The organism is Chitinimonas sp., assembly GCF_041904975.1.
Taxonomy (GTDB): Bacteria; Pseudomonadota; Gammaproteobacteria; order Burkholderiales; family Chitinimonadaceae; genus Chitinimonas.
Genome location: NZ_JAYRLZ010000106.1, coordinates 1 through 13,822 on the forward strand (window position 1 = coordinate 1; position 13,822 = coordinate 13,822).

16 protein-coding genes are annotated in these 13,822 nt (G+C 60.5%); 12 read left to right on the forward strand and 4 right to left on the reverse strand.

Going from position 1 to position 13,822, the window contains the following annotated elements:
• Positions 1-23 precede the first annotated feature (23 nt).
• From ACE3OH_RS11530 to ACE3OH_RS11545, 4 genes are all read right to left on the reverse strand, one after another.
• On the reverse strand, positions 24-389 hold the full coding sequence (locus ACE3OH_RS11530; protein WP_374352397.1) for a TfoX/Sxy family protein: 366 nt from the start codon (positions 387-389) through the stop codon (positions 24-26).
• Between the two features lie 231 nt (positions 390-620).
• Positions 621-1,550: an exopolyphosphatase gene (locus tag ACE3OH_RS11535; RefSeq protein WP_374352400.1), complete on the reverse strand. Its 930-nt coding sequence runs from the start codon at positions 1,548-1,550 to the stop codon at positions 621-623.
• A 136-nt stretch (positions 1,551-1,686) separates the two neighbouring features.
• Positions 1,687-2,631, reverse strand: a complete 945-nt coding sequence (locus ACE3OH_RS11540) for an SPFH domain-containing protein (protein WP_374352403.1) — start codon at positions 2,629-2,631, stop codon at positions 1,687-1,689.
• A 12-nt stretch (positions 2,632-2,643) separates the two neighbouring features.
• Entirely contained in the window at positions 2,644-3,147 is a 504-nt protein-coding gene (locus tag ACE3OH_RS11545; RefSeq protein ID WP_374352406.1) for an NfeD family protein, read from the reverse strand.
• Between the two features lie 186 nt (positions 3,148-3,333).
• On the opposite strand from ACE3OH_RS11545, the gene mnmG reads away from it, so the two are divergent.
• The 12 genes from mnmG to atpD form a co-directional block, all read left to right on the forward strand.
• Positions 3,334-5,247 (forward strand): tRNA uridine-5-carboxymethylaminomethyl(34) synthesis enzyme MnmG, encoded by a 1,914-nt coding sequence (mnmG, locus tag ACE3OH_RS11550; RefSeq protein ID WP_374352409.1) that lies wholly within the window; start codon positions 3,334-3,336, stop codon positions 5,245-5,247.
• Entirely contained in the window at positions 5,244-5,897 is a 654-nt protein-coding gene (gene rsmG / locus ACE3OH_RS11555; protein WP_374352412.1) for a 16S rRNA (guanine(527)-N(7))-methyltransferase RsmG, read from the forward strand. Before mnmG ends, rsmG begins: the two co-directional genes overlap by 4 nt.
• Positions 5,894-6,658, forward strand: coding sequence for a ParA family protein (locus ACE3OH_RS11560; protein ID WP_374352415.1), 765 nt, complete (start codon positions 5,894-5,896; stop codon positions 6,656-6,658). The genes rsmG and ACE3OH_RS11560 overlap by 4 nt, the downstream gene beginning before the upstream one ends.
• Before the next feature lie 5 nt (positions 6,659-6,663).
• Positions 6,664-7,512: a ParB/RepB/Spo0J family partition protein gene (locus ACE3OH_RS11565; protein ID WP_374352418.1), complete on the forward strand. Its 849-nt coding sequence runs from the start codon at positions 6,664-6,666 to the stop codon at positions 7,510-7,512.
• A gap of 180 nt (positions 7,513-7,692) precedes the next feature.
• Positions 7,693-8,022, forward strand: a complete 330-nt coding sequence (locus ACE3OH_RS11570) for a hypothetical protein (RefSeq protein WP_374352421.1) — start codon at positions 7,693-7,695, stop codon at positions 8,020-8,022.
• 15 nt (positions 8,023-8,037) lie between these two features.
• On the forward strand, positions 8,038-8,883 hold the full coding sequence (atpB, locus tag ACE3OH_RS11575) for a F0F1 ATP synthase subunit A (protein ID WP_374352424.1): 846 nt from the start codon (positions 8,038-8,040) through the stop codon (positions 8,881-8,883).
• A 69-nt stretch (positions 8,884-8,952) separates the two neighbouring features.
• Complete coding sequence (atpE, locus tag ACE3OH_RS11580; protein WP_374352444.1) at positions 8,953-9,207, forward strand: F0F1 ATP synthase subunit C; 255 nt, start codon at positions 8,953-8,955, stop codon at positions 9,205-9,207.
• A 47-nt stretch (positions 9,208-9,254) separates the two neighbouring features.
• Positions 9,255-9,725, forward strand: coding sequence for a F0F1 ATP synthase subunit B (locus ACE3OH_RS11585; protein ID WP_374352427.1), 471 nt, complete (start codon positions 9,255-9,257; stop codon positions 9,723-9,725).
• Between the two features lie 6 nt (positions 9,726-9,731).
• Positions 9,732-10,268 carry a F0F1 ATP synthase subunit delta gene (locus ACE3OH_RS11590; protein ID WP_374352430.1) on the forward strand — a complete coding sequence of 179 codons (537 nt, stop codon included), beginning with the start codon at positions 9,732-9,734 and terminating at the stop codon, positions 10,266-10,268.
• A gap of 53 nt (positions 10,269-10,321) precedes the next feature.
• A complete protein-coding gene (atpA, locus tag ACE3OH_RS11595) occupies positions 10,322-11,863 on the forward strand; it encodes a F0F1 ATP synthase subunit alpha (protein ID WP_374352433.1) in 1,542 nt (513 codons plus the stop codon).
• A gap of 28 nt (positions 11,864-11,891) precedes the next feature.
• Positions 11,892-12,758: a F0F1 ATP synthase subunit gamma gene (gene atpG, locus ACE3OH_RS11600; protein WP_374352436.1), complete on the forward strand. Its 867-nt coding sequence runs from the start codon at positions 11,892-11,894 to the stop codon at positions 12,756-12,758.
• A 154-nt stretch (positions 12,759-12,912) separates the two neighbouring features.
• Positions 12,913-13,822 (forward strand): F0F1 ATP synthase subunit beta (gene atpD / locus ACE3OH_RS11605; RefSeq protein WP_374352439.1); only part of this gene is annotated, 910 nt, incomplete at its 3' end.

Sequence of the window (13,822 nt, forward strand, 5' to 3'; positions counted from 1 at the left end):
CTCCAAGCATTACTGCAATTCGTTCAAATCTTCTTGGTCTTTTTCGGCGGCTTTGCAGCCTTGGCACGCAGCGATACTGCCAGCGCATCGCGCGCCCAGCGCAGCAGCTCGTCGCGCTCTTCCAGCGCCGCATCCGGCACGCGCCAATAGGCCATTTCCATCACTTTGCCGTCCTTCATGCTGTAATGGAATGGCGCGCTGCCTGCCGCTTTCAGCCCGCCTATCGTGTCGGCATCGGCTTTCAGATAGCAGACATCGTCATCGACGATGGCAAAAATCAGCCCATCGCAGTAAATCCCCCAGCCGCCAAACATGGCACGGGCGGTAATGCTGCCCATGGGCGCCAGTTGCTCGCATAGCCAGCTGACAAATTCATTGTGCTTTGCCATTGAACGCTTTCATGAAAAACGCCGGCTATTGCCGGCGCCTGGATTGAATTGCCCGTGTTTTAAGGAAGCTCTGAACGAATCCACTTGCGCGCTAAAAGCGCGGCTCCCCCGCGGGGGCGGAGGGAGAGGGTTAGATCTACGAGGAATCAATAGCTTACTCACTACCGGAGAAGTCCCGGTTTTCCCGGGACCTGCTACTCAAGTTGAAAACTCGATTCGTTCAGAGCCTCCTTAACCGTCGGCATTGATCTTGGCAATCAAGGCCTGCTGCACCTCGGCCGCCTGGGCATTATCAACCTGGCAGGTGCCGGCCGCGCCATGGCCGCCGCCGCCGTATTTCAGGCATAGCTCGCCGACATTGGTGGTGGAGCTGCGATCGAGAATCGATTTACCGATGGCAAATACCGTGTTGATCTTGTCGCGGCCCCACATCACATGGATGGAGATATTGGTCTCGGGGAACAGGGCATAGATCATAAAGCGGTTGGTGGCGTAGATGGTTTCCTCGTTGCGCAGATCCAGCACGGCAACATTGCCATGTACCGTGGTGCAGCGCAGGATCTGCTCTTTGGCGCGCGGCTCATGGTCGAAATACAGTTCCACCCGCTCGCGCACGTCTGGCAGGGTGAGGATGTCTTCGATGCCGTGGGTGCGGCAGTAGTCGATCAGGTCCATCATCAGCTGGTAGTTGCTGACCCGGAAATCGCGAAAACGCCCAAGCCCGGTGCGGGCGTCCATCAGGTAGTTGAGCAGCACCCAGCCTTCCGGGCTGAGGATTTCATCCGCAGTAAAGTCGGCCGAATCGCCCTTGTCCACCGCCTCCATCATGTCTTCCCGCACCCGCGGGAAGGCCTTCTTGCCGCCGTAATACTCATACACCACCCGCGCCGCCGATGGAGCAGACGGGATGATGATGTGATTGTCCTGCTTTTCATTGCGGATGGTTTCGGACAGATGATGATCGAAAGCGAGATGAATGCCCGGCACATAGGGCAGATTGGTGCTGATATCGGTGGCGGATACCTGCACCTTGCCGTCCTGCATGTCCTTGGGGTGGACAAACAGGATGTCGTCGATCAGATCAAGCTCCTTGAGCAGGACGGCGCAAACCAGGCCGTCGAAGTCACTGCGGGTGATCAAGCGGTATTTCTGGCTGGACATGACAACTCCTGCGGATTTGTGCGGCGATGGTTTTGCCGGTGGCAAAGGCTGACTCGTACAGTGTAGGAGGCGAGCGGCGGTTTTTTCCAGCCCGCAAGCATGCCCCGCAGCAAGGCCGCGTGTCCGGGCTGCCCGGCTACTTGCCCGGCTGCTGCTTCACCACGCTCATGGCGGTGGCAACCAGCCCAGCCACGTCGCCGGCATTGGCCGGCAGGATCAGGGTATTGCCCTCCTTGGCCAGACGGGCAAAGGCATCGATATATTGCTGCGCCACTTTCATATTGAGCGCTTCCATACCACCCGGTTGCCCAGCCGCCAGACCTACCGAACGGATCGCCTCGGCGGTCGCCACCGCCACCAGCCGGATCGACTCCGCCTCGCCCTCGGCGCGATTGATCGCCGCCTGCTTGGCGCCTTCCGAGCGATTGATGGCGGCTTGCCGCTCGCCTTCCGATTCCTGGATTTGCGCCTCACGCTTGCCGGTGGCGATATTGATTTGCTCTTGCTTGCGGCCTTCGGATGCGGCGATCAGGGCACGTTTTTCCCGCTCCGCAGTAATTTGCGCCTGCATGGCGTGCAGGATTTCCTTCGGCGGCGTCAGGTCCTTGATTTCATAGCGCAGTACCTTCACCCCCCAGTTGGCAGCTGCTTCATCGAGGGCCGCCACCACGCCGGCATTGATGTGATCGCGCTCTTCAAAGGTTTTATCCAATTCCATCCGGCCAATGATGGAGCGCAGGGTGGTTTGCGCCAGCTGGGTGATGGCGATCACATAGTTGGACGAGCCATAAGAGGCCAGCTGTGGATCGGTAATCTGGAAATACAAGATGCCATCGACCTGCAGCTGGGTATTGTCCTTGGTGATACAGATCTGGCTTGGCACATCGAGCGGGATTTCGCGCAGATCATGGCGAAACGCCACCCGGTCGATAAACGGGATCACCACATTGGGGCCGGAATTGAGAATGGCATGAAACCGCCCAAGACGTTCCAGCACCAGGGCATGCTGCTGCGGCACCAGCTTGACCGCTTTTACGACGAAGATCAGTGCAACAACAAAGACGATCAAGGCTAAAGGCATCAGGTACTCCGCTTAATGAGGTTGTACGGGGCCGCTATCGACCGGCTTGGGTTCGAGATGATCGACCACCAGCAAGGTATTGCCGCGCTGGCCGACGATAAACAGCACACTGGGCCGATCGGCCAGGCTGGCGGTACCGACCAACAGGGCAACCGTATCGGTGCTGTTGCCGGCGCTAAGCGGCGCAGCCAGCTCGGCATCCCAGCCGGTGCCGCGGTAGCGCACCCTGGCGGTGTTTTCGCCAGTCCAGCTCTCTACCGATACTCGCTGGCCGATATCGAGTGATTCGCTGGTTTCAGCCGGCTTGAGAAATTTACGGCGGCGCAGCCAGATGGTGCCGGCCACGGCAAACACGGCGCTCAAGCCATATTGCCAGGCCTCGCCCGCCCCGGCCCAGGCCAGCAAGCCCCCCATCGCGCATGCCAGACCGTAGAGCAGCAGATAAAAGGTGCCGGACAATAGTTCGAGCCCTGCCAGCACGGCAGCCAGGACGAACCAGACGAGATAGGCGCTCATGGGATTGCTTTGCAACAGAAATTAACGGGAATACCGGCTTTATAGCGTAGTGGCGCGGCTGGCGCAGCTATTGCCGTTTCGGCGTTGATTGGCCGGACCAGCAAGCGTTCGGCCAAATGCTGCTGCGCAACATAACGATTTGTCGTAGAATAGCCGCCCTTTGCCCTTAGTTTTCAGGCACTTGCCATGCTTTTTCCGGAACGGTTCGATGTAATTGTGATTGGTGGCGGCCATGCCGGCACCGAAGCGGCGCTGGCCAGCGCCCGTATGGGCGTGCGCACACTGTTGCTGACTCACAATATCGAAACGCTGGGCCAGATGAGCTGCAACCCATCGATCGGCGGCATCGGCAAGGGCCATCTGGTCAAGGAAGTCGATGCATTGGGCGGCGCCATGGCGCTGGCCACCGATATGAGCGGCATCCAGTTCCGCACCCTCAATTCCAGCAAGGGCCCCGCCGTGCGCGCCACCCGCGCCCAGGCCGACCGGGTGCGCTACAAGGCCGCCATCCGCCATATGCTGGAAAACCAGCCCAACCTCACCCTGTTCCAGCAAGCGGTTGACGATATCGTGGTGGAAGGCGAACGGGTAGTCGGCGTGGTCACCCAGATCGGCCTGCGCTTTGCCGCGCCCACCGTGGTGCTGACCGCCGGCACCTTTCTCGCCGGCAAGATCCATGTCGGCCTGGAAAACCATGTCGGTGGCCGCGCCGGCGACCCTGCGTCAGTAACGCTATCGAGCCGCCTGCGCGAATTGCAGCTGCCGGTCGGTCGCCTGAAGACCGGCACGCCGCCGCGCATCGACGGTCGCAGCATCGACTTCAGCCTGCTGGAAGCCCAGCCCGGCGACGATCCGACACCGGTATTCTCGGTGCGCGGCAACCGCGCCATGCATCCGCAGCAGCTGCCATGCTGGATCACCCATACCAATAGCCGCACCCACGACATCATTCGCTCTGGTTTCGATCGCTCGCCCATGTTCACTGGCGTCATCGAAGGCGTGGGCCCGCGCTACTGCCCAAGTATTGAGGACAAGATCAACCGCTTTGCCGACAAGGATAGCCACCAGATCTTCCTGGAACCGGAAGGGCTGGATACCCATGAGTTCTATCCGAACGGCATTTCCACCAGCCTGCCCTTCGATATCCAGCTGGCGGCGGTGCGCTCGATCCGTGGCCTGGAAAATGCCCATATCCTGCGTCCCGGCTATGCCATCGAATACGACTACTTCGACCCGCGTGCGCTGAAAGCCACGTTCGAGAGCAAGGCGATAGGCGGGCTGTTCTTCGCCGGCCAGATCAATGGCACCACCGGTTATGAAGAGGCAGCAGCGCAAGGCCTGTTCGCCGGCCTGAATGCAGCCCTGCAGGTGCAAGGCAAGGATGGCTGGACGCCGGCGCGCGACCAGGCTTATCTGGGCGTGCTGGTCGACGACCTGATCACCCGTGGCGTATCCGAGCCTTACCGCATGTTTACCAGCCGCGCCGAATTCCGCCTGCAATTGCGCGAGGACAATGCCGATCTGCGCCTGACCGAAGCCGGCCGCTACATGGGCCTGGTTGGTGATGCGCAATGGGAGCTGTTCTGCCGCAAACGCGATGCGGTCGCCAGCGAACTGGAACGGTTGCGCTCGACCTGGGCCAACCCGCGCCTGATCAGCTTAGAGGATGCCGATCGCGTATTCGGACAGGCCATCGAGCGCGAATACACGCTGGAGCAATTGCTGCGCCGCCCCAATGTCGATTACCGCCTGTTGCACACCCTGCCCATCGCTGGCGAGGGCGTCAGCGATGAGGCTGTTGCCGAGCAGGTGGAAATCCAGGTCAAGTACGCCGGCTATGTCGAGCGGCAAAAAGATGAGGTGGCGCGGCGCAGCGATATTGAAGACCTGCCCTTGCCCGACAGCCTCGACTACGGCAAGGTGCCGGGCCTGAGCCGTGAAGTGCAGCAGCGACTCAGCCAGCACCGCCCGCAAACCCTGGGCCAGGCATCGCGCCTGCAAGGCATGACGCCGGCCGCCATCGGCCTGCTGCTGGTGCACCTCAAGCGCAGCACCAAAGCCCCCGCCGATCAAGACAACCACTCGCAAAAGAGCGCATGACAGTCGCAGCACAAGAACAACAATTGAAACAGGGCCTGGCACAGCTGGGCCTGAGCCTGGACGATGCCTGCATCGCCCGCCTGCTCGCCTATCTGGGCCTGCTCACCAAGTGGAACAAGACTTTCAGCCTGACCGCCATCACCGCGCCAGACCGCATGGTGTCGCATCATCTGCTGGACAGCCTGGCCGCCCTGCTGCCGATCGATCGCCATCTGTCTGGCCGTAGCGGCGCGAAGCTGCTCGATGTCGGCAGCGGCGGCGGCCAGCCCGGCATTCCATTTGCCATTGCCCGCCCCGACTGGCAGATCACCCTGCTCGACAGCAACCAGAAAAAGACCACCTTTTTGCGCCAGGCGGTGATCGAGCTCGGCCTTGGCAATGTCACGGTGCTGTGTGACCGGGTAGAAAACGTGCCGGTTGCGGAGGGTTTCGACATCGTCACCTCGCGCGCCTTTGCCGACCTGAAGGACTTTGTCACCCTGACCCGCCATCTGCTGGCGCCGGGGGCAGCATGGGCCGCCTTGAAAGGCGTGCATCCCTTCGAGGAAATCGCTGCCCTGCCAGCCACTACCGCCGTACGCGCGATCGAGGCGCTGCAGGTGCCGGGGCTGGATGCCGAGCGTTGCATGGTGTGGATGGAGCCGGCATGAGTCGCATCATTGCAATCACCAATCAGAAGGGCGGCGTCGGCAAGACCACCACGGCGGTCAACCTGGCGGCAGGGCTGGCACAGGGCGGCAAGCGGGTATTGCTGGTCGATCTCGACCCGCAGGGTAATGCCACCATGGGCTGCGGCGTCGACAAACATGCCTTGAGCCGCAGCGTTTATCACCTGCTGCTGGGTCACGCCAGCTTCGACGATGTCTGCGTGGCCACCGAGCATGAATTCTCGGTATTGCCTGCCAACCGCGAGCTGGGCGGCGCCGAGGTCGAGCTGATCGAGCTGGAGCATCGCGAGCTACGGCTGCGCGAGGCGCTGGCTGCAGCACGGCAACACTACGACTTTATCCTGATCGATTGCCCGCCAGCCCTGAACCTGCTGACGGTGAACGGCCTGGCCGCTGCCGATGGCGTGATCATTCCGATGCAGTGCGAATACTACGCGCTGGAAGGCCTGACCGATCTGGTGAACACCTTGCGCAAGGTGCGCCAGGCACTGAACCCGAAAATCGAGATCGACGGCCTGCTGCGCACCCTGTACGACCCGCGCTCGACACTGGCGCAACAGGTAGTGGCGCAGCTCAGCCAGCATTTCGGCGACAAGGTGTTCCATACCGTCATTCCGCGCAATATCCGGCTGGCCGAGGCGCCAAGCTTCGGTCGCCCGATCTTCTCGTATGACAAATCCTCGCGCGGCGCCCTGGCCTACCAGGAACTGGCCACCGAGCTGATCCAAAGAATCAAAAGGTAGAACAGATGGCCAAACTCAAAGGTCTGGGCCGCGGGCTTGATGCCCTGCTCGGCGCCACTGCCCCTGTCGAAGAAGCACTCAAGACCCTGCCGGTTCATTATCTGCAGCCCGGCAAATACCAGCCACGCACCCATATGGATGAGCATGCGCTGGCTGATCTGGCCGAAAGCATTCGCACCCAGGGGGTGATCCAGCCGGTGCTGGTGCGCGAAATCGGCGTGGACCGTTACGAGATCATCGCCGGCGAGCGCCGCTGGCGCGCCTCGCAAAAGGCTGGCCTCACCGAGATTCCGGCCGTGGTGCGCAAGGTAGCCGACGAGGCGGTGCTGGTGATGGCGCTGATCGAGAACATCCAGCGCGAGAACCTCAATCCGCTGGAAGAAGCTGCCGGCCTGCAGCGCCTGATCGAAGAATTCGGCATGACCCACGAAGCCTGCGCCCACGCGGTGGGCAAATCGCGCTCCAATGTCACCAATCTCTTGCGTCTGCTGAACCTGGCCGAGCCGGTGCGTGAACTACTGCTGCAGGGCCAGCTCGACATGGGCCACGCCCGCGCCCTGCTCACCCTGCCGGTGCTCAAGCAGATCGAAACCGCTCGCCTGGTGGCCGAACGCCAGCTCAGCGTGCGCGAAACCGAAAAGCTGGTGCAGGCGATTCAGGCCGGCAAACCGGATGCGGGCAACAAGCCGGAAAAACGCATCGATCCCGATCTGTCGCGCCTGCAGGAAGACCTGTCGGACAAGCTCGGTGCCAAGGTGCAGATCGCCGCCAACAAGAAAGGGCAGGGCAAGGTGACCATCGAGTATGGCTCGCTCGACCAGCTCGACAACCTGCTTGCCCTGCTGCGCCAGTAAGTTACCCGACGGTGCGGTTTTGGCTGCGCCGTACCCTTGTTTGAATTTCCCCGAAAAAACAGGCCATTACGCCCTGTTTTCGGGCCTCTGGCTTGACCTATGCACCAAGACAACGCTACTATCCGGCAGTTTTCACGCCCCCTGTCGCTTGCCGACAAGCTGCGTAAACAAATCCGTGCCGTGCTGTTGGCGATGTCGGGCCTTTCGGGGCTGGTTACCGCAACAGCATTTTTTATCGCCGGCCCGCGGGCCATGCTCGCCGCCTTGTTTGGCGGCTTGAGCCAGATAGCCGCCGTATGGGTCTATCGGCGGATTGCACTGACTAGCAGTGAGAATTCTTCACCCAAGGACATGCTCGGCCGCTTTTTTGCCGCCGAGATTGCCAAGATCATTGCCGCGCTGATGCTGATGCTCGCCGGCCTGATTGCCTTCGGGTCCAATGCGCTCTGGTTCCTGGGCGCTGCCATGGCGGCCCTGGCTGCCTATTGGCTGGTACTGATTTTTAAGTAACTCACGCAGAAGACTATGGAAGCTGAACAAAAAGCACCCGCCAATGCGGCGGAATACATCAGTCACCACCTGGCTAACTTAAGTTCCGGCGGACACCACGGCGGCTTTTGGACCTTTCACCTGGATACCTTCTGGGTATCGCTGGTGCTCGGTTTTGTCTTTGTCGGCCTGTTCGGCCTGGTGGCGCGTCGCGCCTCGGTAGACAAGCCCGGTCGCTTCCAGCTGTTTGTCGAAATGATCGTGGAAATGGTCGCCGGCAGCGTCAAGGAAATCTTCCATGGCAAGAGCACCCTGGTCGCCCCGCTGGCGCTCACCGTGTTCGTGTGGATCGTGCTGATGAACGCCATGGACTTCCTGCCGGTCGATCTGGCCGCCAAGGTAATGGGCGCCTTCGGTATCGAACACTTCAAGGTGGTGCCGACTGCCGATATCAATATGACCCTGGCCATGTCGCTGTCGGTGGTGATGATTTCCATCCTGCTCGGCATCCAGACCAAGGGCATCGTCGGTTTCATCAAGGAATTCTTCACCGCGCCGTTCCATGCCGAAAACCCGCTGATGGTCGTGCTGCTGTTGCCTATCAATGCCCTGATGCAGCTGATCGAATACGGTTCACGCATCCTGTCGATGGCACTGCGGTTGGCAGGCAATATGTTTGCCGGTGAGCTGCTGTTCATGCTGATCGCCCTGATGGGTGCCGCCTGGACCGGTAGCAACAGCTCCTCGCTGGCACTGGCCGCAGGCCATCTGCTGGCCGGCTCGGTGTGGGCGATCTTCCACATCCTGATCGTTGTATTGCAAGCCTACATCTTCATGATGCTGACCATTGTGTACTGCGCAATGGGCGTTGAAGAGCACTGATTTTCCGTTTTGTTTCACCTTTCCTTTCCATCATTGTCTTAGGAGTTGTAAATGGACCACGTCGCCCTGATCGCTAACGTTCAAAGCTTCACCGTCATCGCCATTGGCCTGATGATTGGCCTGGCCGGTGTTGGCGCTGCCATTGGCGTTGCCCTCGTTGGTGCCAAGTTCCTGGAAGGCGCAGCACGTCAGCCAGAATCCGCCGCTGCCCTGCAACCCAAGCTGTTCCTGATTGCCGGTCTGGTTGACGCCATCTTCATTATCGCCGTCGGTGTTGGCATGTTCTTCGCCACCGGTAACCCGCTGCTCGCCGCAATCAAGTAATCGGTTTTTGCTGACTACCTGATTTTCAACGAGTAAAGGGTTATCCCATGGACATTAATGCGTCCCTGTTCCTGCAGGCGCTGGTGTTCGCGGTCCTGGTCCTGGTTACGTGGAAGTTCATCTGGCCTCCACTGACCAACGCCATCGACGAGCGAGCCCGTCGCATTGCAGACGGCCTGTCTGCGGCCGACCGCGCCAAGCACGACCTCGCCAATGCTGAAAAGCTGGCGGTTGAGGAACTGCGCAAGGCCAAGTCGCAAGCGGCCGAGATCATTGCCCAAGCTGACAAGCGCGCCAGCCAGATCGTGGAAGAAGCCAAGGACGCTGCCCGCGTCGAAGGTGACCGCCTGATCGCCGGTGCCAAGTCGGAAGTTGACCAGCAAATCCACCAAGCCAAGGAAGCCCTGCGTCAGCAGGTGTCGGCCCTGGCAGTTGCCGGCGCCGAGCAGATCCTGCGCCGCGAAGTGGATGCAGCGCGTCACGCTGACTTGCTGTCCGCTTTGAAAACGGAGCTATAAACGCTCATGGCTGAACTCATTACCGTCGCAAGACCCTACGCCGAGGCTGTATTCCGCCTCGCGAAGGAGACGAACAGCCTGCCGTCCTGGTCGGACGCGCTGGCGGTGCTTGCCGCCGCTGCGCACGACCCGCTGGCGGTGGAGTTCGCCGCTAATCCGAAGTTCTCCGCGAGCCAGGTGCAACAGCTGTTGACCGAACTGCTCGGCGATCGCGCCAACCTGCAAGTCAGCAATTTCCTTGCTGCCGTGCTGGAAAGCCATCGCTTTGTCCTGCTGCCTTACATTGCCGAATTGTTCGAGCAATTGAAGGCGGCAGAAGAAGGTTCGGTCACTGCGCACATCGAGTCGGCCTTCGAACTCACCGGCGCGCAAGTGGAAGAGATCCGAGCGATCCTCGCCAAGCGCGTAGGCAAGAAGGTTGAAACCACCGTCAGCGTCGATGCCGAGCTGATTGGCGGGGTAAAGATGACGATCGGTGACGACGTGATCGATGCCTCAGTGCGTGGCAAGCTGGCAGCCCTGTCGGCCCGCCTTGCCCAGTAACCGGAAACGAGCTGGGCAAGCAACCCGGGCAACACCCAATTTGGAGTGCAATCATGCAATTGAATCCGTCTGAGATCAGCGAGCTGATCAAGAGCAAGATTCAGAACCTGTCCGCTGGTGCCGAATCGCGCACCACCGGCACCGTCGTCTCGGTGACTGACGGTATCGTCCGCGTTCACGGCCTGAGCGACGTGATGCAGGGCGAAATGCTGGAATTTGCCGGCAACACCTTCGGCCTTGCGCTGAACCTCGAGCGCGACTCGGTCGGCGCCGTGGTGCTGGGTGACTACGAGCACATTTCGGAAGGCCAGGAAGTCAAGTGTACCGGCCGTATCCTGGAAGTGCCGGTCGGCCCGCAGCTGCGTGGCCGCGTGGTCAATGCCCTGGGTCAGCCTATCGACGGCAAGGGTCCGATCAACGCTTCGGGCACCAGCCCGATCGAAAAGATCGCCCCTGGCGTTATCGCCCGTCAATCGGTGTCGCAGCCGCTGCAAACCGGTATCAAGGCGATTGACGCCATGGTGCCGGTTGGTCGTGGTCAGCGTGAACTGATCATTGGTGACCGTCAGACCGGCAAGACTGCCGTTGCGCTGGACGCCATCATCAATCAAAAGGGTAACGGCGTTACCTGTATCTACGTTGCCATCGGCCAGAAAGCGTCGTCGATCGCCAACGTGGTGCGCAAGCTGGAAGAGCACGGCGCGCTGGACCACACCATCGTGGTTGCTGCCTCGGCTTCCGAATCGGCCGCGATGCAGTACCTGTCGCCGTACGCCGGTTGCGCCATGGGCGAATACTTCCGCGACATCGGTGAAGATGCGCTGATCGTATACGACGACTTGTCCAAGCAAGCCGTGGCCTACCGTCAGATCTCGCTGCTGCTGCGCCGCCCGCCGGGCCGCGAAGCCTACCCTGGTGACGTGTTCTACATCCACTCGCGTCTCTTGGAACGTGCATCGCGCGTGAACGAAGACTACATCGAGAAGATCACCAACGGCGCCGTGAAGGGCAAGACCGGTTCTTTGACCGCTCTGCCTATCATCGAAACGCAAGCCGGTGACGTGTCCGCCTTCGTGCCGACCAATGTGATCTCGATTACCGACGGCCAGATCTTCCTGGAATCGGACCTGTTCAACGCCGGTATCCGCCCCGCCATCAACGCCGGTATCTCGGTGTCGCGCGTCGGTGGTGCAGCCCAGACCAAGGTCGTCAAGAAGCTCGCCGGTGGTATCCGTACCGCCCTGGCCCAGTACCGTGAACTCGCAGCGTTTGCCCAGTTTGCTTCCGACCTCGACGAAGCCACCCGCAAACAGCTCGATCGCGGTCGCTTGGTGACTGAACTGTTGAAGCAAGGCCAATACGCGCCGTTCAAGGTGTCGCAGCTGTCCGTGACCCTGTACGCCGTGGAAAAGGGCCTGGCCGATGATGTGCCGGTCGAGAAGGCTCTGGCTTTCGAATCCGCACTGTATGCCTATGTGAAGGCCAACCATGCCGAAATCATCGCTGAGATGGACGGCAAGGGTGAGCTGTCTGGCGACAACGACAAGAAGCTGGCGGAAGCCATCAAGTCGTTCAAGGCCAACGGCGCTTTCTGATTTGATCTAACGAGAGAAAGGTCAAGTCATGGCAGGCGGCAAAGAAATTCGCAACAAGATCAAGAGCGTGCAAAACACGCGCAAGATCACCCGCGCCATGGAAATGGTGGCCGCGTCCAAGATGCGCAAGGCCCAAGCCCGGATGAAGGCGGCACGTCCTTACGGTGAGAAGATCCGTAATGTCACCGCCCATCTGGCTCAGGCTCTGCAGGACTACGCCCATCCTTTCCTGACCAAGCGTACGCAAGTGAAGCGTGCCGGCATTATCGTGGTAACGACCGACAAGGGTCTGTGTGGTGGCCTCAACACCAATGTGTTGCGCACCGCACTGAACCAGATGAAGGCCTGGAATCAGGCCGGCATCGAAGTCGATGTCACCGCCATCGGTAACAAGGGCTTCGGCTTCATGCAGCGCGCCCATGCGCATGTGGTTTCGCACGTCACGCAACTTGGTGACACGCCGCACCTCGACAAACTGATCGGCCCGGTCAAGGTCATGCTCGACGCATACATGGCCGGCCAGATCGACGAATTGCATATCGTCTACACCCGCTTCATCAACACGATGCGGCAGGAACCGGTGATGGAACAGCTCCTGCCGGTGCCCGCCGATCGCATGAAGCCGGTCAGCGAGCACCCGTTCGAGTACATCTACGAACCGGCTCCTGAGGTGGTGATCGACGATCTGCTGATTCGCTATATCGAGGCGCTGGTGTATCAGGCAGTGGCCGAAAACATCGCTTCCGAACAAAGCGCACGGATGGTGGCCATGAAGGCCGCTTCCGACAACGCCGGAACGGTGATTGATGAGCTCAAGCTGGTCTACAACAAGACCCGCCAGGCAGCCATCACCAAGGAACTGTCGGAAATCGTCGCCGGTGCGGCAGCAGTTTGATCGCGCGGAATGTAATACCTAAAGCACCACTTCGACGTCACTGACGCGCGTCAGCGAGATTCCCTCGCCGGCAAGCGAGCGGGGGGAGTGGGATTAGAAGTAAAACGGCAGTGCCGGCCGATGTCGGCGCTGCCTCCTGTAAAGGAATGCAACGATGAGCCAAGGTAAAATCGTGCAAATCATTGGCCCGGTGGTTGACGTGGAATTTCCACGCGACGCCATGCCAAAGGTTTTTGACGCGCTGACGCTGGCCGAACCGGCACTGACGCTGGAAGTTCAGCAGCAGCTCGGCGACGGTGTGGTCCGTGCCATTGCCATGGGTTCCACCGATGGCGTGAAGCGCGGCCTGCCCGTGCTGAACACCGGCAACCCGATCTCGGTACCGGTTGGCAAGGCCACGCTGGGCCGTATCATGGACGTGCTGGGCAACCCGGTGGACGAAGTTGGTCCCGTGGTCGCTGAAGAGCGCTGGTCCATCCACCGCAAGGCCCCGAAGTTCGACGAGCTGAACCAGACCGTTGACCTGCTCGAAACCGGTATCAAGGTGATCGACCTGATCTGTCCGTTCGCCAAGGGCGGCAAGGTGGGTCTGTTCGGTGGCGCCGGTGTGGGCAAGACCGTGAACATGCTGGAGCTGATCAACAACATCGCCAAGGCTCACTCGGGTCTGTCGGTGTTTGCCGGTGTGGGTGAGCGTACTCGTGAAGGTAACGACTTCTATCACGAAATGGCTGACTCGGGCGTTATCAAGCTGGACAACCTGGCCGACTCGAAAGTGGCCATGGTGTACGGCCAGATGAACGAGCCACCAGGCAACCGTCTGCGCGCTGCGTTGACCGGCTTGACCATGGCCGAGTACTTCCGCGACGAGAAGGACGAAAACGGCAAGGGCCGTGACGTGCTGTTCTTCGTGGATAACATCTACCGCTACACGCTGGCCGGTACCGAAGTGTCCGCCCTGCTGGGCCGTATGCCGTCCGCCGTGGGTTATCAGCCTACGCTGGCCGACGAAATGGGTCGCCTGCAAGAGCGTATCACCTCGACCAAGACCGGTTCGATCACCT

What these genes read in the sequence shown, in the direction of transcription:
- ACE3OH_RS11530 (WP_374352397.1), bottom strand. Translation starts at nt 389, where the DNA reads ATGGCAAAGCACAATGAATTTGTCAGCTGGCTATGCGAGCAACTGGCG.
- ACE3OH_RS11535 (WP_374352400.1), bottom strand. Translation starts at nt 1,550, where the DNA reads ATGTCCAGCCAGAAATACCGCTTGATCACCCGCAGTGACTTCGACGGC.
- ACE3OH_RS11540 (WP_374352403.1), bottom strand. Translation starts at nt 2,631, where the DNA reads ATGCCTTTAGCCTTGATCGTCTTTGTTGTTGCACTGATCTTCGTCGTA.
- ACE3OH_RS11545 (WP_374352406.1), bottom strand. Translation starts at nt 3,147, where the DNA reads ATGAGCGCCTATCTCGTCTGGTTCGTCCTGGCTGCCGTGCTGGCAGGG.
- mnmG (WP_374352409.1), top strand. Translation starts at nt 3,334, where the DNA reads ATGCTTTTTCCGGAACGGTTCGATGTAATTGTGATTGGTGGCGGCCAT.
- rsmG (WP_374352412.1), top strand. Translation starts at nt 5,244, where the DNA reads ATGACAGTCGCAGCACAAGAACAACAATTGAAACAGGGCCTGGCACAG.
- ACE3OH_RS11560 (WP_374352415.1), top strand. Translation starts at nt 5,894, where the DNA reads ATGAGTCGCATCATTGCAATCACCAATCAGAAGGGCGGCGTCGGCAAG.
- ACE3OH_RS11565 (WP_374352418.1), top strand. Translation starts at nt 6,664, where the DNA reads ATGGCCAAACTCAAAGGTCTGGGCCGCGGGCTTGATGCCCTGCTCGGC.
- atpB (WP_374352424.1), top strand. Translation starts at nt 8,038, where the DNA reads ATGGAAGCTGAACAAAAAGCACCCGCCAATGCGGCGGAATACATCAGT.
- ACE3OH_RS11585 (WP_374352427.1), top strand. Translation starts at nt 9,255, where the DNA reads ATGGACATTAATGCGTCCCTGTTCCTGCAGGCGCTGGTGTTCGCGGTC.
- ACE3OH_RS11590 (WP_374352430.1), top strand. Translation starts at nt 9,732, where the DNA reads ATGGCTGAACTCATTACCGTCGCAAGACCCTACGCCGAGGCTGTATTC.
- atpA (WP_374352433.1), top strand. Translation starts at nt 10,322, where the DNA reads ATGCAATTGAATCCGTCTGAGATCAGCGAGCTGATCAAGAGCAAGATT.
- atpG (WP_374352436.1), top strand. Translation starts at nt 11,892, where the DNA reads ATGGCAGGCGGCAAAGAAATTCGCAACAAGATCAAGAGCGTGCAAAAC.